General features: G+C 59.6%; 14 protein-coding genes. All 14 read left to right on the forward strand.

Annotation, left to right across the window (positions count from 1 at the left end):
* Positions 1–43: 43 nt before the first annotated feature.
* The 14 genes from HMPREF2698_RS12530 (at position 44) to HMPREF2698_RS12595 (ending at position 18,057) form a co-directional block, all read left to right on the forward strand.
* A complete protein-coding gene (locus HMPREF2698_RS12530; protein WP_070565153.1) occupies positions 44–6,052 on the forward strand; it encodes a DUF5979 domain-containing protein in 6,009 nt (2,002 codons plus the stop codon).
* Positions 6,033–6,869: a class C sortase gene (locus tag HMPREF2698_RS12535; protein WP_232770780.1), complete on the forward strand. Its 837-nt coding sequence runs from the start codon at positions 6,033–6,035 to the stop codon at positions 6,867–6,869. Before HMPREF2698_RS12530 ends, HMPREF2698_RS12535 begins: the two co-directional genes overlap by 20 nt.
* Positions 6,870–6,937: 68 nt before the next feature.
* Positions 6,938–8,467, forward strand: a complete 1,530-nt coding sequence (gene obgE, locus HMPREF2698_RS12540; RefSeq protein ID WP_070565159.1) for a GTPase ObgE — start codon at positions 6,938–6,940, stop codon at positions 8,465–8,467.
* Between the two features lie 19 nt (positions 8,468–8,486).
* On the forward strand, positions 8,487–9,719 hold the full coding sequence (gene proB / locus HMPREF2698_RS12545; protein ID WP_070564657.1) for a glutamate 5-kinase: 1,233 nt from the start codon (positions 8,487–8,489) through the stop codon (positions 9,717–9,719).
* A complete protein-coding gene (locus tag HMPREF2698_RS12550; protein WP_070565162.1) occupies positions 9,719–10,648 on the forward strand; it encodes a D-isomer specific 2-hydroxyacid dehydrogenase family protein in 930 nt (309 codons plus the stop codon). The genes proB and HMPREF2698_RS12550 overlap by 1 nt, the downstream gene beginning before the upstream one ends.
* 14 nt (positions 10,649–10,662) lie before the next feature.
* Positions 10,663–11,568, forward strand: a complete 906-nt coding sequence (locus HMPREF2698_RS12555) for a D-isomer specific 2-hydroxyacid dehydrogenase family protein (protein ID WP_070565165.1) — start codon at positions 10,663–10,665, stop codon at positions 11,566–11,568.
* On the forward strand, positions 11,568–12,074 hold the full coding sequence (locus HMPREF2698_RS12560; RefSeq protein WP_070565168.1) for a DUF1707 SHOCT-like domain-containing protein: 507 nt from the start codon (positions 11,568–11,570) through the stop codon (positions 12,072–12,074). The genes HMPREF2698_RS12555 and HMPREF2698_RS12560 overlap by 1 nt, the downstream gene beginning before the upstream one ends.
* Positions 12,075–12,148: 74 nt before the next feature.
* Complete coding sequence (locus HMPREF2698_RS12565) at positions 12,149–13,417, forward strand: glutamate-5-semialdehyde dehydrogenase (protein ID WP_070565171.1); 1,269 nt, start codon at positions 12,149–12,151, stop codon at positions 13,415–13,417.
* Positions 13,418–13,617: 200 nt separating this feature from the next.
* The gene (locus tag HMPREF2698_RS12570; protein ID WP_246819478.1) at positions 13,618–14,523 is read left to right on the forward strand and encodes a cutinase family protein; all 906 of its coding nucleotides are present in this window, start codon (positions 13,618–13,620) and stop codon (positions 14,521–14,523) included.
* Positions 14,524–14,533: 10 nt separating this feature from the next.
* A complete protein-coding gene (locus tag HMPREF2698_RS12575) occupies positions 14,534–15,391 on the forward strand; it encodes a cutinase family protein (protein WP_070565177.1) in 858 nt (285 codons plus the stop codon).
* On the forward strand, positions 15,384–16,001 hold the full coding sequence (nadD, locus tag HMPREF2698_RS12580) for a nicotinate-nucleotide adenylyltransferase (protein WP_070530460.1): 618 nt from the start codon (positions 15,384–15,386) through the stop codon (positions 15,999–16,001). The genes HMPREF2698_RS12575 and nadD overlap by 8 nt, the downstream gene beginning before the upstream one ends.
* Positions 16,002–16,106: 105 nt before the next feature.
* The gene (gene rsfS / locus HMPREF2698_RS12585) at positions 16,107–16,574 is read left to right on the forward strand and encodes a ribosome silencing factor (protein WP_070565180.1); all 468 of its coding nucleotides are present in this window, start codon (positions 16,107–16,109) and stop codon (positions 16,572–16,574) included.
* Entirely contained in the window at positions 16,571–17,269 is a 699-nt protein-coding gene (locus HMPREF2698_RS12590) for a histidine phosphatase family protein (RefSeq protein WP_070525732.1), read from the forward strand. Before rsfS ends, HMPREF2698_RS12590 begins: the two co-directional genes overlap by 4 nt.
* On the forward strand, positions 17,269–18,057 hold the full coding sequence (locus HMPREF2698_RS12595) for a DegV family protein (protein WP_010190864.1): 789 nt from the start codon (positions 17,269–17,271) through the stop codon (positions 18,055–18,057). The genes HMPREF2698_RS12590 and HMPREF2698_RS12595 overlap by 1 nt, the downstream gene beginning before the upstream one ends.
* Positions 18,058–18,087 lie beyond the last annotated feature (30 nt).

The following is an 18,087-nucleotide window of genomic DNA, read 5'->3' on the forward strand; positions in this document are numbered from 1 at the left end:
CCTATTTCCGAACCACCCACAATCTTTAGGAGCCTCCGTGCAGATGATCACACTGACCACAGCGATGAAGCGCCTTGGCGCCGTCATCGTGGCGGCCGTGATCGTGGTTGCCGGCCTAGCCATCCCCAACAGCCCTTGGGAAGAACACACCACCCCCGAGGCACAAGCACAAACCTCAAGGAATTGGGGGACGAACGAGAATTTGTTCCACCAGTGTGCTTTCCGGAGGGGAACAGGTGACGTCGCACCGTACGCCCAACAGTTGTGTTGGATTGACATGGCAGGTTTAATGCAAGTTTTGTCTCCCACGCCTACCCGCGTCACGAAAGACATGGGCCGCTATGAGATGAGCTTCACAGTCAACCTCCTTACGTCCTCCGAACGAGCTGGCGGCGGGACGACCAAGTGGTCGACGGAGATGAAGCGTTTTGGTTTGGAAGCTGGTCCGATCAATAACCGTGTGTTTGGTAATGAAATCAATGGTGTCCAGTACTTCGGACAATTCACCGGTGACAGCAGTACACCGGCTATTACCTTCAGGAATGTAATCAGCGTTGTTTCTACTGGCCAAATGGCTAAGGTGCAGTTCCGAGACATCAAAGTCAAAGACAAGGCTACCGGTAAAAACGTCACCGGCTATCGCATGACCGCGATCGATGCGGAGGCAACCGAGTCTGGCCTATTCGGCGAAAATATGTCTTTTGATGCGCCGGAATTGAACCAAGATATGAATCTGTACCGCCGAATTACGCCGCCTGGGTATCTTCCTGCGTGCGATCCCGCTAGAGACTCGAGAAGCATTCTGGGACCAGGTGAGGAAAGCTACTACAACGAGGGCGATAACACCTTCAAGGATGTTTATTGTAAGGAGAACACGTCGTATAAGTATCCCGCAGGAACTTACATTCTTGGTGGTGACGGCGTTACGTCTCTCGATGTAGGACTGTTCACGCGTAATGGATTTCAGGCCTTTGCTCTTGCGCTGAATATGGGTCGAATGACGGGAAACGTTCTGCCTGTCGATACCACGATGGAGAAGGCGGCAACGGGCCAAGCAACAACGTTTGATTTCTCCATGGCAACCCGACTCAACGGTACCGAGACGCCTGTTCCATGGCAGGGTGAAGGAACTTACACCCAAGCGTTGCGCCAAATGGATGCCTATGATGCCAACGGCACTAATGCCAAGGACGTGATGCTTTTCCGCTCCGCTGCTCAAGGTGCGCAGAAGAATCTTGCTTTCAACCGTTACGAGCCCGCATGGCAATGTACTGATCCAACCGATGCGACGAAGAACATCACGGTGAAAGAGGGGAGTGTCCCCGCGGGCAAGGGTGTCTCGTTGGAAAAAGATACGGCTACTGGCACTTCCACTCTCGTGATGGAGAACAAAACCTCGGTCCCCATGAACTGTAAGGTTACGTGGACTCCTAAGTTCAAGCCTTCATCACTTAACTTGCGTAAGTCGGTGAGCGGTACTGCAAAGAATTACAAAGATATTCAGCTGCTTACGTACGACATTGGCTATTCCTGCACGGAGCCACAAGGGTTTAAGGCAGCTTATCCAGACGTGAAACTTGCGGATTCACGCGCGCTTGCGGACGGTGCTGGTTATACCGTTACAGGTTTGCCTGCGGGTGCCACGTGTACTTTGACGGAGAAGAACGCGCAGGCTAGCCCAGGAACGCAGTTGAAATTGACCTGGACAGGTTCCAACGTGACATCTGGAACTGGAGCTACTCCCACTGCGACGGTCAAATTAGCCGAGGGAAGCACCAACGCGACGGGCGTCAGCAGCGCAGTGGCAGGCAATGCTTTCGATGCTCGTACCGGCACAGTGAACGTGTCCAAGCACATTCATGGTGAAGCGGTTGACAAACTCGGAAGCCCACGTGATTACCGCTTTGAACTTACCTGTGATAGCGCAAACTATGACCAGGTTGTCACTATGAAAACGACGTCCACGGGCGCGAACCAGCTTGATGGAACGGCCAAGTTTACGGGCGTGCCACTCGGGCGTGATTGCTTGCTCAAGCCGCTGTCCGGTTTGTCGGGAACTGAAACTGAGACCATTGTTTTTGATGGTCGCACGTTGAAGCTCGATGGTGCTGTCGTGGAGAAGAACCAGGCAGAAGCTTATCCTCTGAAGTTTCCTGACTCGGGGCAAAACAACAGCGTTTCTACTGTGTCTATTGATGCCCAGTATTCTTTCCAGCGCCGTGATGTAAAGGTTCAAAAGAATCTTGTTGGCCCCGCGGCCGCGAAGGTTCCCAATGAAGGAACTTACGATGTTTCCTACGTTTGTGAGACTCCGAATGATCCTGCTGGCAAGGTAGAAGGAACTCTGAAGCTCGCTAGTGGAAGTGAAAATGCCCAGTACATCAAAGGTGCGCGCGTTGGTGCAGAGTGTCGAATTTGGGAGTCGCAGCAACCAGAGTTCCCTAATCAGGTTGTAGATAGGACCCAGGTTACGGCGTCTGATACCTCTGACCAGGTCACGTCTTTGACTAATGAGGAAGCCAAATCCAAGCCGGTACTAACGGTTGATGATACGACCGACTCGAAGCACAATGCCGTGACCGTATCCAATCACTATGTGAGCCGGCTAGCCACCGTTGACCTCCAAAAGCTGGTGAGGTCTGAGCTCGGCATTTCCAACCTTCTGCCGGTTGATTACGAAGTTTCATTTGACTGTGGTGTCCGTAACGTTGAGACAGGCGAGGGGCAATATACCAACGTCGATCTTCGCGGTGATCTCCGCATCGGTGGATCGGAAACCAAGCGCCTTATCGCGGATGTAGCTGATGAAAAGTTGGCATCTTTGGTAAATGATGGGGCCGGTGGAGCTATGCGTGTTCCCTATGGCAACACGTGCCGCTTTTCTGAAAAGGATCCTGACACAGTTCGCGGGCTCGACTGGTCATCCAATGTAGGTTCTCTCAGTCTTGAGGTTGGTCGGCCTGAAGAAAAAGTGGATCTTATTAATACCTTCAAAGCTGCCGGTGATGGTGTAACCATCAAGCAGCGAACTGCAGGTGTAGCAAAGTTTACCCAGCCGGTGAAGTACACCTTAGAGTGTCGCGCTTCCGACGGTACTCAGCTTGATTTGGGTGAGCAGGGGAGTTTCACTCTTGAACCCGGTGAATCTTCCCTCCAGGTGCCTAGCTCCTCTATTCCAGAATCCAGCACGTGCCAGATCAAGGAGGTCGATGTTGATGACGGGAAGCGTGGAGATGGATTCGAGATCACACGAAACTCCACGTTGAAAGCAGACGACGTCAATAAGTCTTTCGATACTGGCGAAGGGGTTGATTCTGGCGTATTCACGGTAGGTGAACAGACCGTGGTCAACATTTCGCACACGTATGGCTACGCTGAGAAAAAGATGGAAATCACCAAAACCGTCGCGTTTGATTCAGAAACCGGTGATTACATCTCCCCGGTGCGCAAGAACGTTAAGTACCAGCGTGAATTCGACGTCAGTGTCGTCTGTACCCCGCCGGATGGGGGCGTGCTGGTGTCTCACGTAGGAAAAGTAAGTTCCCCGCAATCCGACAACCCGCAAACCCAAAAGCTGGTGTTCGATGACATTCCGGACGGATCCACCTGTCGCGTGACTGAGGGCGATACTACCGCTGCAGAAGGAATTACCTTCACGCAGGAGGTGGAAGCGGATGGCCAACGTGCTGAGAAGACACTTAAGTTTGCTATCAACGGTGACACACCGGTGCAACTAATTAACACCTATAAGCGGGAGATGGCCAAGCTCGACCTCACTAAGATTGCGAATACTCCAATCGACATTGAAAAGGCACAGCCCGATGTCACTGGGGATAGCGTCTATTACACGCACAATTTCTCTATGGTTTGTTCGGATCCTGAGGGGTCAGATGCAGAGTCTGGAGAGCTTCCGCCGATTGATGTCAAGCAGATCACTGGTCCCGGGCACACCGAGTTTGTCAATGTTCCGGTCGGTGCAAACTGTTCCATCACAGGCGATAAGTTTGGTCAGCTTGATTTGAAGAAGACACAAGGCGAGGGCAAGCCCACGCTCGAGACACACCTCATCCCTCAGAAGGTGGAGTGGCGTCTGCAGCGCAACGACGCTGAGCCTTTCATTGATTCCGAAGTGAAGGAAGGCACCACTACCTCCCAGCAGATTCCTATCAAGGCAGATAATGCAGATGGAACGTCCAACAATGTGTTGACGCTGACTAACTACTACACCTTCGTCAAATCCAAGCTTGGAATGAGCAAGAAAATTGTGGCTTCGGACGATGACATGAAGGTTTTGCGAAATGCCAAACCCGGAGTGAATTTTAAATTCAACTACCAGTGCCAAGGCGTGGGATATTCCACTTCAAATATTGGTCTGCCCACAACTCTCGCAGCGGGAGACAGCGAAAAATTTGCCGACCCGGAAAGGACGTTTAAAGCAGCGGAGGTGGAAGTCCCGTCTGGTGCGTGGTGTACCGCAACTGAAGATGAGCCTTCTTCAACCCCGCCGGAATTGATATGGAATGCCGATTCGCGCGAAGTTTCTAAGCGTGTTGGATCTGCCGAATCTTCGGTTGAATCCGTCGACTTTGTTAACACGTATAAGCGACGCACCGTACCGGTCCGCATCGTCCCGATGCAGGATGGCTATTTGGGTGGCGCGGATCAATCCAAATACGTATATGATCTGACGTGTAAAGATCCTTCGGGCACCAAAAAGTCCTTCGACTTTGATGCAGTGAATACTAACGCGACCTATACGGTCGCCGATAGCTCTGAGCCTTCAGGCGGCAGCATTGTGGAGCTACCGGTTGGATACGACTGCACCTTGGATCTCAGTAAATCCTCGGCTCTACAGCCACGAGTACAACTCGAGGCCACGAGGTCTCAGCGCACCCCATATGTGGAGTTTGGTAAGTGGGTTGGTGGTCAGCCCGATGCCAAGAACCCGACGAAGAAGCTTGCTTCGCTCACCGCTGACGAAGTGACCGATGCGATGAAGAAGTACAGTTATGATTTCCGTATTGATCCGAAACTGCAGTCCCGTTCTGGTGAGCCTGTAATGACGCTGGGAGCAGAAGCGATGCACCTTCGTGATCGCGTTGACGTCACCTTTACCAAGACATCTACGGGCTCCGCAGGAAAAGGAAGAACCTTTGGTTTTGCTTCCAGCTGTGGCGATACATCTTTCGAGCTTAAATCGGGTGAATCCCACACGCTGAAGGGGATTGAGATCGACCGAAACTGCACGATTCGTGAGCAAACGGCTGATGGTCAAGCGGGTGCTGTTGTTTCCGTGGAAAGTTCAGGTGAGCGCTTGGGTAACCCGACGGCCGAAACAACGAGCGACAGCGAGGGCCGGCTTACCGGTGGTACGTGGTCCTTCGACGTAATGCCGGTGAGCACGCCGACCGACTTGTCGACGGATGGCGCGAAGTGGGCGTTTAATGCCAAGAACTCTTTCCCAGGGCTCAAGGTGAAGAAAAAGATTGATGGTGCGCCGATTAGTGCCCTGAGTGGAGCTGTTGCGGATACCGCGATTCTTCCCGACTCAGCGGAGACCATGCGCTTTACCTATGAGGTAGAGAACGAAGGGGCCCTAGCATTGGGCAACTTCCTGTTCAAAGAACCCGAATTGGCTGGCTTTACAGTTCGTAATGGTGCTGGTGAAGAATTCACGATCAACAATAACGGGCTAATCCCCGCGGCGGTGTGCAACGTGGATGCAGCGGGACGCCTCGCACCTGGGGCGAAGCGGGACTGCTCCTTCGATGTGGTGATTAAGCAGAGCGCCGATACCGCTTTTAGCTATAAGGGAACCGTCGCGGTTACGGCGGATGCGTACGCCCAGCAGAGTGATGCAGCACCTGCAGCTCAGGTTGCTGCTTCCGATACGTACGGAGCACTACGTTTGAGTGGACTGTTGGCTGCAATGTTGCCGGATACTGGTATGCAGACTCTAGTCTTTGTACTCCTACTTGGTCTTGCAGTATTGGCTTTGGGACTGTGGTTCTACATGCGCAATAGGGAGGATGATGACGAAAAGGAAGAATAAGCGCCGTTCCTTCTGGCTCATCATCGCCGGGATTCTCATCCTGCTGTATCCCATAGTTGCTACGCAGTACAACGATTATCAGCTGCACCAGCAAGCCGAGTCTTATGGCAGGTCCGTGCGAGACATAGACCCGCCAACGCAGCGCCAGCAGTATATTCGTGCAGCGCATGAGTATAACGATTGGTTGGCGCAGCAAGGACACCACGCTTATCCTCCCCAGCCCGGCTCACCTGGCTTCGAGCGCTACCTAGATACGCTCAATGCTCCAGAGACGGGCGGAGTCATTGCGCGTTTGCGCATCCCTTCTATTGGTATCGATCTACCTGTCTTCCACACAACGGCACCTTCAGTTCTATACGGCGGAGCCGGCCACATGTTTGGTTCTTCTCTACCCGTCGGCGGTCCGGGAACTAACACTGTGATTTCGGCCCATACCGGGATGGTTAATGCGTCAATGTTTGATAATCTTCCGCGCCTGAAGGACGGGGAGACCGTAACCATCGACGTCATGGGCGAGACGCTCACCTATAAAGTCACCGGCCGCGAAGTAGTCAAACCTGAAGACTACGATGCTGTCACCTATGAGGCGGATAAAGACAAACTCACCCTCATCACGTGTACGCCTTATGGCATCAATACAGACCGCTTACTCGTGCACGCAGAAAGAGTGGATACTCAGGTGGAAGAAGAATCTGGGTGGCAACCTAAGCTATCGTGGTGGATGATTTTGGCGCTCATCCTTATCGCCGCGGTGCTGGTGATTGTGTGGTGGAATGAGCGGCGTCGAAAGAAGAGGCGTAGCCAGCGAGTAAGCTGACTACCTTTGGTCCCCAATTAAAAAGTTGATTTGGAGACTGGCAACGGCCAGTACGGAGAGTAGCGAGAATGGCACGATTCATTGACCGAGTGGTTTTGCACTTGCAGGCAGGCGACGGCGGACACGGCTGCGCCTCCGTCCACCGCGAAAAATTTAAGCCGCTCGGCGGGCCCGATGGCGGCAACGGCGGCCACGGCGGAGACATCCTGCTGGAGGTCTCACCCCAGATCCACACCCTCATGGATTTCCACTACCGCCCGCACCTGAAGTCCGGCCGCGGCGGCAACGGCGCCGGTGACTGGCGCAACGGCGCGCGCGGCGAGGACCTCATCCTCGAGGTCCCTGAAGGCACCGTGGTCTATACCGAGGACGGGGAGATGCTCGCGGATCTCACGGTCCCGGGAACCCGTTTCGTGGCCGCGGAGGGTGGTTTCGGCGGACTGGGAAACGCAGCGCTAGCCTCGGCAGCCCGCAAGGCCCCGGGCTTTGCGCTGCAGGGAGAGCCGGGCGAGGCGCGCGATCTAATCTTGGAGCTGAAGTCCATGGCGGACGTCGGCCTCGTCGGTTTCCCCTCCGCGGGCAAGTCCTCCCTCATTTCTGTGCTTTCGGCAGCCAAGCCGAAGATCGGTGACTATCCCTTCACCACCCTCCAGCCCAACCTGGGCGTGGTGGACATGGGCTACGAGTCCTTCACCAGGGCGGATGTCCCGGGGCTCATCCCGGGAGCCGCCGAGGGCAAGGGCCTAGGCCTCGACTTCCTACGCCACATCGAGCGCACAGCGGTTCTCGCCCACGTGGTGGATACCGCTTCCATCGAGCCGGGCCGCGATCCGCTCTCCGACATCGAGGCGCTCGAGACCGAGCTGGCCAAGTACCAGGAGCTCCTGGAACAGGACACCGGCCTCGGTGACCTGCGCGAGCGCCCGCGCGTCATCATCCTTAACAAGGCGGATGTTCCCGAGGCAGAGGAGCTCGCGGAATTTGTCAAGGGAGACCTCGAGGAGAAATACGGCTGGCCGGTCTTCATCATTTCCGCGGTGGCGCGCAAGGGGCTAGAGCCCCTCAAGTACAAGCTGATGGAGATGGTGAAAGAACACCGCAAGTCACAGCCCAAGGCGGCGGTGGACAAGAACCACACCATCATTCAGCCCAAGTCCGTGGGCAAGAAAAAGAAGGGCTCCTTCGCCGACTTCACCGTCCGCCCCGACCCCGAGGTGGAGGGCGGATTCATCGTCGAGGGCGACAAGATCGACCGCTGGATTCGCCAGACTGACTTCGAAAACGACGAGGCCGTGGGCTACCTCGCAGACCGCCTGGCCAAGGCCGGAGTCGAGGAAGAGCTGCACCGCCAGGGCGCGGAGGAAGGCTGCCCGGTCACCATCGGGGACATCACCTTCGAGTATGAGCCGATGGCCGGTGGCCGCGCAACTGATGCGGGCCGCGGACAGGACGGCCGCCTCATGGGCACCGACCGCGTTTCCGCCGCCGAGCGCAAGCGCGCCTCCCAGGCGCGCCGCGGCCTCGTGGACGAGTTCGACTTTGGCACGGACGGGGAAGTCACTCGCGAGTCCGCGAACCGCGATCGCTGGCAGGGTTAGCCCGGTATACTGAGCTGGTATGTCATCCGAACACGACAACCAGCTCGACTATCCTCTCCCCCTCGAACCCTTCGAGGGGCCGACCCCGGACGTGGACTACCCGGAGACCACCACGTTATCGGAGAAATCCAGCGGTTTCTCCTCGCCGCTGCGCGAGGAGATCTCTAAAGCCAAGCGCATCGTCATCAAGATCGGATCCTCGTCGCTAACGCGCGATGACTTCGTGACCTCCACCGAGAAGATCGACAAGATCGTCGACGCCGTCTGCGCACGCATGAACGTCTCCGACATCATCATCGTCTCCTCCGGTGCCGTGGCCGCCGGAATGGGCCCGCTGGGCCTGACCACCCGCCCCACCGATCTGGCCACCAAGCAGGCCGCCGCCGCGGTGGGCCAGGTGCACCTCGCCTACGAGTGGGGTGTGTCCTTTGCCCGCTATAACCGCACCATTGGCCAGGTGCTGCTGACCGCGTCGGACGTCGGCAAGCGCGATCGCGCCCGCAACGCCCAGCGCACCATTGACCGTCTGCGCCAGATGCGCACGGTGCCCATCGTCAACGAGAACGACACCGTGGCCACCTCCGAGATGCACTTCGGTGATAACGACCGCCTTTCTGCGCTCGTGGCCAATCTGGTCGGCGCGGATGCCCTCTTCCTTTTCTCTGACGTGGACGGCCTCTACGACAAGAACCCGGCCGAACCGGACGCCAAGTTCGTGGAGGAGGTGCGCACCGGTAAGGACCTCAAGGCGGTCGTGGCCGGCGATGGCGGCAAGGTCGGCACCGGCGGCATGGCCACGAAGGTCTCGGCTGCCCGCCTGGCCACGCGCGGCGGCATTCCGGTGCTGCTGACCTCGGCGGATAATATTGGGCAGGCGCTTGACGACGCCTCCGTAGGCACCGTCTTCCACACCCGCGAGGAGCGCCGCCTGTCTGCTTGGAAGTTCTGGGCTCTCTACTGCGCGGATACCGGCGGATCCCTGCGCTTGGACGAGGGCGCCATGGAGGCCGTAGTCCGCGGTGGAAACTCCCTGCTGGCCGTGGGCATTACCGACATTAAGGGCGAGTTCAACGCCGGCGAGATCGTGGACATCATGGGCCCCAAAGGCCAGGTCATCGGCCGCGGCGAGGTGGGCTATGACTCCACCACGCTGCACAACCTGCTGGGCAAGCACACCGATGAGCTGCCGGAGGATATGCGCCGCCCGGTTGTCCATGCCGACTACCTGTCCAACTTCGCCTCCCGTATTTAATGCGTTATTTCATGGGCCCCGACGTGTGGGCGGCAACCGTGGCAGATATCGACGCCGCCGGGCACGAGCGTGTCGAGAGCTTGGAGGACGCCGAGGTCTTTGTGAACACCGCCTCGGACCCGGCGCAGACCCCGGAAATCCCGGAGAATATCCAGTGGGTGCAATACTGCTTTACCGGGGTTAACCGCCACATCGACGCCGGGCTCATCCGGAAGGATGGCCTCCCGTGGTGTAACTCTGCGGGAGCTTTTGCCAAGCCCGTGGCGGAATCCGCGCTGGGGCTCATGTTGTCCCAGGCGCACCACCACAAGGCTTTCGCCCTGGCGAAGTCCTGGTCGGTGGCGCGCGCTCTCGATGAATCCCAGGCTTGGCTCTATGACCAGCAGGGGCCAGCACGTGTGCTCATCGTAGGCGCGGGAGGAATCGGCAAGCAGCTTATGGCCTACCTCGCGCCCTTCGGTGCGCACATCACAGCGGTCAACCGCACGGGCCGCCCGGTTGACGGCGCGGATGTGACGCTACCCATCGAGCGCGTGGACGAGGCCTGGGCGGATGCGGATTTCGTCGTCAGCATCCTGCCGGCGACGGAAGCGACGGAAGCGTTCTTCACCGCCGCCGTGTTCCACGCGATGAAGCGCTCGGCGGTGTTTATTAACGTCGGCCGCGGCAGCACAGTGGTCACGGACGACCTCGTGGACGCATTGCGCACGGGCGAGATTGCCGGCGCGGGCTTGGAGGTCATGGATCCGGAGCCGCTTCCGGATGGCCACCCGCTCTACGATTTGCCCAACGCCACGCTGACGCCGCACATGGCGGCTTCGGATCACGTGGCCCAGTACCACCTGGGTGCTATCTTCAATGCCAACGCCGCTGCGTGGGAGGGCGGCGAGGACATGCCTACCCGCGTCGACCCGGACGCCGGATACTAACTAGGAGGATGTGCATGAAGTACGCTATCGAACCACACCCGTGGGAGGAAACCATTGAGGTGCTCGACGCCGCAGGGTTCGAGCGCGCTCCACTTAGTGAGGCCTCCTTCCTCATCTACACCGGCGACGGCAGCGATTTCCCGGATCCGCTCCCAGAGAACATCGGCTTCGTGCAGATTCCCTCGGCGGGCGTGGACCACGTGCTTGAAGTGATGAAGAGGAGCAGCGTGCCGTGGTCGAACGCGGCTGGTGTGTATGACAACACGGTGGCGGAATCCACCATCGCGCTGCTGTTGGCGCAGCTGCACGCGCACCGCCGCGTTAACGGCACGTTCGATTCCTATGCCGAGATGGAAGCCCATACCTCCTATCTTTATGACGATAAGACGGTCGCCATTATTGGTGCCGGCGGCATTGGCAAGCGTCTGATCAGCATGCTGTCTGGTTTCGGACCGCGCATCATCGCGGTGAATCGCTCCGGCAATCCGGTCGAGGGTGCGGAGGAGACCTACCCGATTTCCCAGGTGGAGAAGGTGTGGCCGAAGGCGGACTACTTCGTGCTTATCGCTCCGCTGACCCCGGAGACCCGCCACATGGTGGATAGGGAAGCCTTCAAGCAGATGCCAGAACATGCTGTTGTCGTCAACGTCGGCCGCGGCCCGCTCATTAAGACCGAGGACCTCGTTGCTGCCTTGGAGTCTGGGGAGATTGCCGGCGCGGCCCTCGATGTCACGGATCCTGAACCGCTCCCAGAGGAGCACCCGCTGTGGCACGACAAGCGCGTGGTTATCACCCCACACATTGCCAATACGATGCGCTCCGTGCGGGAAAAAATTGGCGCGCACACCATCAAGGTGGCCGAGGCTTTCGCGGCGGGGGACAAGCTGCCTACTCTGGTTGACCCGAAGGCAGGCTACTAATGGAGAACCCCGATATCCGAGTCGGCGATGCGGAGCGCTCTGAGGCCCTAGAGCAGTTGAGCCAGCACTTCGTCAACGGCGCGTTGGCACCTGATGAATTCGAGCAGCGCACCGGCGAGGCTGCTGTAGCGCGGACCCGCGGGGACGTCGCAAAGCTCTTTGCGGATCTGCCGGAGCTTGCTGCCCCACGTGCTTCAGCGCCCGCCACCCGCCACGAAGCGGAGCTGGAGTACATGCTCGCCCGCGGCCGCAAGGTGCAGACAGCAGATGCTGTTATCTGGTCGGTGGCGACCATCGTGTTCTTCTTGGGCCTTTTCGTCTTCGACTGGAGTTACTTCTGGCTGGCTTTCGTCGCCGGTGGTATTGCTTCGGTGGGGGTGCGCGCGATACTGAACTTCAGCGATTCGGATGAAGAGCTTTTTGATGAGCTTTCCGAAGGGGAAGAGAAAAAGCGCGCCGAGCGCCTGCGTGCCGCGGCCGAGCGCCGCCGCGAACTCGGGGCTTAGCCAAAGACCGATCAGCGCCCCATAGCTGCACAAAACCCTGACAAGCGGGCAGACCTTCCGTACGCTGGTATGGCATGAGCAACACCGAACGTGAAGAAGTTCTGTCCAAAGCCCGCGCTGCCAAGGCGGTGGCGCCACAGTTCGCGCAGCTGCCCACCCCGCGCAAGAATGAAATCCTCAACCGCGCCGCTGAGAATCTGATTGCGCACACCGAGGACATCCTCGCGGCGAACCAGCTCGATATCGAGGCCGGCCGCGCCAACGGCATGTCCGAATCCCTCATCGACCGCTTGTCGCTTGATGTCGCCCGCATCGAGGGCATCGCCGACGGGCTTCGCCAAGTAGCCTCCCTCCAGGACCCGGTAGGGGAGATCCTGCAGGGGCGCACCATGGATAACGGCATCCAGATGAAGCAGGTCCGCGTGCCGCTCGGCGTGATGGGCATGGTCTACGAGGCCCGCCCGAACGTCACCGTCGATGCCTTCGGCTTGGCCCTCAAGTCCGGCAACGTGCCGCTGCTGCGAGGTTCCAAGTCCGCGAAGAACTCCAACGCCAAGCTCGTCGAGCTCCTCCAGGACACCCTCGTGGAGTTTGATCTGCCGCGCGAAGGCGTGCAGCTTCTGCCTTGTGAGACCCACGATTCCGTGCAGGACCTCATCACCGCCCGCGGACTGGTGGACCTGGTCATCCCGCGTGGCGGCGCGCGCCTTATCAACGCCGTCGTGGAAAACGCCACCGTCCCCGCCATCGAGACCGGTACCGGCAACTGCCACTTCTATGTCGATGCCTCCGCTGACCTGGACAAGGCCATCGACATGGTGATCAACGGCAAGACCCGCCGCACCTCGGTGTGCAATGCCACGGAAGGCGTGCTGATCGACGCTGCCCTTGACGACGCCTCGAAGCTCCGCATCATCACCTCCCTTCAGGAGGCAGGGGTCACCATCCACGGCGACGTGAAGGAGCTCGAGGCCTTCGGCGTTGAGGACGCCGTGGAGGCCACCGACGAGGAGTGGCGCGAAGAATTCCTCTCCATGGATATCTGCGCCAAGGTGGTCGACGGCGTCAACGGCGCCATCGCGCACATTGCCGAGTACACCACCGGCCACACTGAGGCCATTGCGGCCCAGGATGCTGACGTGCTGCTGACCTTCGCCAACGAGGTAGATGCCGCAGCGGTCATGCTCAACGCCTCCACCGCGTTTACCGATGGTGAGGTATACGGCATGGGCGCCGAAATCGGCATCTCCACCCAGAAGCTGCATGCGCGCGGCCCGATGGCGCTGCCGGAGCTAACATCCACCAAATGGGTGCTGCAGGGCACCGGCCAGACCCGCCCCTAGGGACAGCTAGAAAAGCTACTCGAAAGGTACTCGAAAGCTACTCGAAAAGAATTTTTCGAGGCTGACCTGCGCAAAACAATCTACTCGAAAACTTTTCGAGTAGATTGTTTTGCCTTGCGCGGGGTTCGTGCTGCGCGCCGGGGGAGCACTGGGTATTCTAAAGCGCGGTAATAACAAAGAACTGAATGGTGCCTTCTCCCATGCTGTCCCGCATTGCTTCCTCCGTGGCCGCCGCCGTCATGGCCGTGTCCGCCTTCATTGTCCCTCAAACCATCTCTGCACCCGCCGCGCACGCTGACGAACAGTGCCCCGCAGTGGTCGTCGTCGCCGCGCGCGGCTCTGGCCAAAACGGTCAGGTCTACCCCACGCAGTATTCGAACCAGGGCGGCCGCGCATCCAATGGATGGGAGGGCGAATCCATCCGCGCCATGCTGCAGGGCGCCGAGGCACGCTACCAGGCCACTCACGGCGGAAATTCGCTGATGAAGGACGTCTACGTGCTGGGCCTGGAGCCGCAGTACTATCCGGCGACCTACCCGGAATACTCTGTTCCGAACGAGTCGGTTCCGAACACCGCGGCTGACCTCGTGCGCCTGGCCACGCAGTACGCCAACCCGGTCATCAACACCGCAGTCTCCGCCATCAACCAGTTCATGTACTCCGTGCAGACCGGCAATCGTGGAGTGACCAGCGCGATCAACAGCTATGAAGCCGCCACCGGTTGCCACCCGCAATACATCCTGTCCGGCTACTCCCAGGGCGCCATGATCCTGGCCAACCACGAGGTGGAACTGGCCCACCGCGGTCAGCTCGCAGGCGTCGTGACCTTTGGTAACCCGCTGACCCGCGCAGGGGACCCGGCCGTCGTCGGCGCAACCCAGGGCGCGGGCGGCCCGATGGGCTACTTCCCGCAGATGCGCGCCAACGTCAGCCGCGTGGACTACTGCCTGCCGCTCGACGCCGTGTGCGACCTCTCCGCACAGACCCTCTACGCCGCCAAGCCCACTGGCGGCTCCCATGGCCAGTACTTCTTCACCTACCACCAGTGGGATAACCAAGTCTACGATTCCATCGGCCGCATGGTAGATGGCGTCCGTTTCCGCTAAACAGGAAAGAATGAAGTCTCTTTCTTTTCGTGTTTCCTGTGTAGCTGCCGCGCTTGGTGCGGCAGCGTCTCTTCTCAGCGCGCCCGTGGCCTCGGCGAGCGGTGGCGGCACGTGCCCCGACACCGTGGTGCTCGTCGCGCGCGGTTCAGACCAGAACGAGGAGCAGGGCGAATACGTCGGCCCGCAGCGCTACTCCGAACGTGCGCCGGAATCCACCGGTTTTGAGGGACGCAACTTTGCCGCCTTGTTCCATCAGGTAGAGCAGCGCCACCCCGGCACAATGGATGGCGTTTATGTGCTGGCGCTTGACCCGGAGGCGTACCCGGCCTCGATGAACCTGCCGCCCTTGGCGCAGGAGGGTGAAGACTTGGGCCCGCTTCAGCTTGTGCAGCGAGCGCTCGGGATCCTTCAGGAACATTCCATCGGGGAGATGGCGTACTCGGTAACGCTAGGGGCTGCTGACAGTCTTCGCACCGGCGCCCGCAATGCACCGAAGGTGGTGGACAACTATGAAGCCACCACCGGCTGCCACCCGCGCTGGGTAGCAGCTGGCTACTCCCAGGGAGCGCTCGTGGCAACGAGTGTGGAGGGCTACCTGGCCGATACCGGGCGCTTGCACGGGGTGATCACTTTTGGCAACCCCGTGCACCAGGTGCCGTGGGTTAAGAACCGTGCCGGGCTGCCGGCGCAGCGCTACGTCGACTACTGCCTAGACGGGGATTTCGTCTGCGATTTCTCCCTCGACGCCGCAAACCGCGCACTGGCCACCAAGGCCGAGCGCCACGCCTCCTATTTCTTGGCGGAGCCTACTGGGCAGGACGTGCAGGTCATTGACACGGTGGCCGGTATACTCACCAGCCATGACTAGTCCGCAACGCATCGGCATCATGGGTGGCACCTTCGACCCCATCCATAACGGTCACCTCGTCGCCGCCAGCGAGGTAGCCCACCGTTTCCGCCTCGACACGGTGGTCTTCGTCCCCACTGGCCAGCCTTGGCAAAAGGCCGACAAGCAGGTCACCGCCGCCGAGCACCGCTACCTGATGACCATGGTGGCCACGGCGTCGAACCCGCGCTTTACCGTTTCCCGCGTGGACATCGACCGCGAAGGCCCCACCTACACCATCGATACGCTGCGGGATCTGCGCGGAATCTTCCCAGACGCCGAGCTTTACTTCATCACCGGCGCCGATTCGGTGGCCTCCATCATGAGCTGGCGCAACTGGGAGGAGATGCTGGAGATGGCTCACTTCGTTGGCGTGACCCGTCCAGGCTATGACCTGCGCAAGGACATGCTGCCGCAGGATTCCCAGGATGACATCGAGCTGATTGAAATCCCCGCCATGGCCATTTCCTCGACCGATTGCCGTGCCCGCGCGCAGCAGGGCCAGCCGGTGTGGTACCTCGTGCCGGATGGGGTGGTGCAATACATTGCCAAGAACCACCTCTATGGTCCGCACCCGGAAAAGCCCCTGTAACGTCTGTGCCTTTCCGGTAGTCGGGCGGGGGAATTCGACTAGGAAAATGAGCCTTGTCGTGTAAGACTAGAGATCTTAAGAAAACGTACTTGTGTAGGGATTGTCATGTCGATTACTGATGAAGCACGCCAGATGGCGGAAACCGCCGCCTTGGCTGCGGATGAAAAGCTGGCCACCAACATCGCCGCTATTGACGTTTCCGACGTGCTGGCGATTACCGAGGTCTTCGTCTTGGCCTCCGCTGATACCGAGCGCCAGGTGGGGTCCATCGTGGAGGAAGTCGAAGACGAGCTGACCAAGAAGGGCTTTGAACCCAAGCGCCGCGAAGGCAATCGCGAGAACCGGTGGGTCCTGCTGGACTATGGCCCCATCGTGGTCCACGTTCAGCGCAATGATCAGCGCGAGTTCTACGGTCTGGACCGCCTGTACCACGACTGCCCGCTTCTCGACATCCCCGGCGTGGACACCCCGGAACGCCCCGGCGAGTGGTCTAATGAAGTCAACCCGCGCGACGTGGACTCGATCGATGAGATTCCCCTGGCCCAGCCAGAGCCGGAAGACGACGAATTATGACCCGCCGCCTCCTCCTCATCCGCCACGGCCAGACCACCTATAACGCCACCGGCCGGATGCAGGGGCACTTGGACACCGAGCTTTCGGAAGCTGGCCACTCTCAGGCCCGTGCCGCCGCCGACCTGCTGGAGGGCAAAGACATCACCGCGATCGTCTCCTCAGATCTCATCCGTGCGCGCGACACCGCGGAGATCATCGCTCGGCGTTTGGGGCTTGAGGTGTCCGTCGATAAGCGCCTGCGCGAAACCCACCTCGGTGAGTGGCAGGGGATGACCTCCGCTGAAGTAGATGAGCAGTTTCCCGGGGCGCGTGCGCTGTGGCGCCACGACCCCACCTGGGCCCCGCCGCAGGGCGAAAGCCGTGTCGACGTGGCTAACCGCGCGCGCCCCGTTATTGATGAGCTCATGCAGAGGCACCCGCAGTGGGACGAGGGAGCGGTGCTCGTCGTCGCGCACGGCGGCGCTATCTCCGCGCTGACCTGCCATCTTTTGGGCCTTGAGCACCACCAGTACGGGATCCTGTCCGGTCTGAAAAACACCCATTGGTCGCAGCTGACCGCGCGGCCCGAGTTCGACGCCGCTCGTCCGCTCTCCCCGCTGGAATTCACCCCGGAGAACGTCAGCCGTGCCCAGTGGTACTTCGACGGCTGGAACATGGGTGGCGCTGTCGTTGGTGGTGCAGGGGCGGACGTCTAGTGATTCGCGTCGTCACCGATTCTGCCGCGGGCTTGCCGGCGGATATCGTCGAGGAGCTCGACATTTGTGTTGTCGATCTGCACGTCATGGAAAGCCACGGCAAGGACGGCGCGGAGCTGTCCACCTCGGGTCTGACTGCCCTCGAGCTGGCTGCGTTGTATGGCCGTCAGATGGAGCGCTCCGGCGATGATGGGGTGCTGGCCATCCACCTGTCGAAGGAGCTGTCCTCGACGTGGTCAGCGGCGGTGACTGCCTCTGGCGTTTTCCCGGACACCGTGCGTGTTATCGATTCTGGCACCGCCGGCATGGCGATGGGCGCGGCCGCCATGGCGGCGGCCAAGCTTGCCCAGGAAGGCGCCTCACTCGACGAATGCTATGCCGCAGCCATCAACACCCTTGAGCGCGGGCACACCTGGGTCTATCTCAACTCAACGGAGGAGCTTCGCCGTTCCGGGCGCATGTCTGCGGCCACGGCGATGCTGTCCACCGCCCTGCTGGCCACCAAACCCATCATGGCTATCCAAGGCGGCAAGCTGGAGATGGTGGGCAAGACCCGCACCCAAACCAAGGCCTTTACCAAGCTCGTGGACCTGGTGGCCTCCCGTGCGGAGGGCAATCCGGCGTTCATTGCGGTGCAGTACAACGAGGATAAGGTCTCGGCCCGCCGGCTGGAGGACCTGCTGCGCTTGGCGCTGCCGGATTCCTCTTTCATGCTGGTGCCGCTTACCGACGTCCTCTCCGTCCACGTCGGCCCCGGAGCCATCGGCGTCTCCGCGGTCTTTAGCTGACGTTGTTGATGCCTTCAACAAGTTATCCAC

It is taken from the genome of Corynebacterium sp. HMSC072A02, from assembly GCF_001810085.1.
GTDB classification, from domain to species: domain Bacteria; phylum Actinomycetota; class Actinomycetes; order Mycobacteriales; family Mycobacteriaceae; genus Corynebacterium; species Corynebacterium hesseae.

Coding starts and splice junctions, on each gene's coding strand:
- HMPREF2698_RS12530 (WP_070565153.1), top strand. CDS start 44: ATGATCACACTGACCACAGCGATGAAGCGCCTTGGCGCCGTCATCGTG.
- HMPREF2698_RS12535 (WP_232770780.1), top strand. CDS start 6,033: ATGACGAAAAGGAAGAATAAGCGCCGTTCCTTCTGGCTCATCATCGCC.
- obgE (WP_070565159.1), top strand. CDS start 6,938: ATGGCACGATTCATTGACCGAGTGGTTTTGCACTTGCAGGCAGGCGAC.
- proB (WP_070564657.1), top strand. CDS start 8,487: ATGTCATCCGAACACGACAACCAGCTCGACTATCCTCTCCCCCTCGAA.
- HMPREF2698_RS12550 (WP_070565162.1), top strand. CDS start 9,719: ATGCGTTATTTCATGGGCCCCGACGTGTGGGCGGCAACCGTGGCAGAT.
- HMPREF2698_RS12555 (WP_070565165.1), top strand. CDS start 10,663: ATGAAGTACGCTATCGAACCACACCCGTGGGAGGAAACCATTGAGGTG.
- HMPREF2698_RS12560 (WP_070565168.1), top strand. CDS start 11,568: ATGGAGAACCCCGATATCCGAGTCGGCGATGCGGAGCGCTCTGAGGCC.
- HMPREF2698_RS12565 (WP_070565171.1), top strand. CDS start 12,149: ATGAGCAACACCGAACGTGAAGAAGTTCTGTCCAAAGCCCGCGCTGCC.
- HMPREF2698_RS12570 (WP_246819478.1), top strand. CDS start 13,618: ATGCTGTCCCGCATTGCTTCCTCCGTGGCCGCCGCCGTCATGGCCGTG.
- HMPREF2698_RS12575 (WP_070565177.1), top strand. CDS start 14,534: ATGAAGTCTCTTTCTTTTCGTGTTTCCTGTGTAGCTGCCGCGCTTGGT.
- nadD (WP_070530460.1), top strand. CDS start 15,384: ATGACTAGTCCGCAACGCATCGGCATCATGGGTGGCACCTTCGACCCC.
- rsfS (WP_070565180.1), top strand. CDS start 16,107: ATGTCGATTACTGATGAAGCACGCCAGATGGCGGAAACCGCCGCCTTG.
- HMPREF2698_RS12590 (WP_070525732.1), top strand. CDS start 16,571: ATGACCCGCCGCCTCCTCCTCATCCGCCACGGCCAGACCACCTATAAC.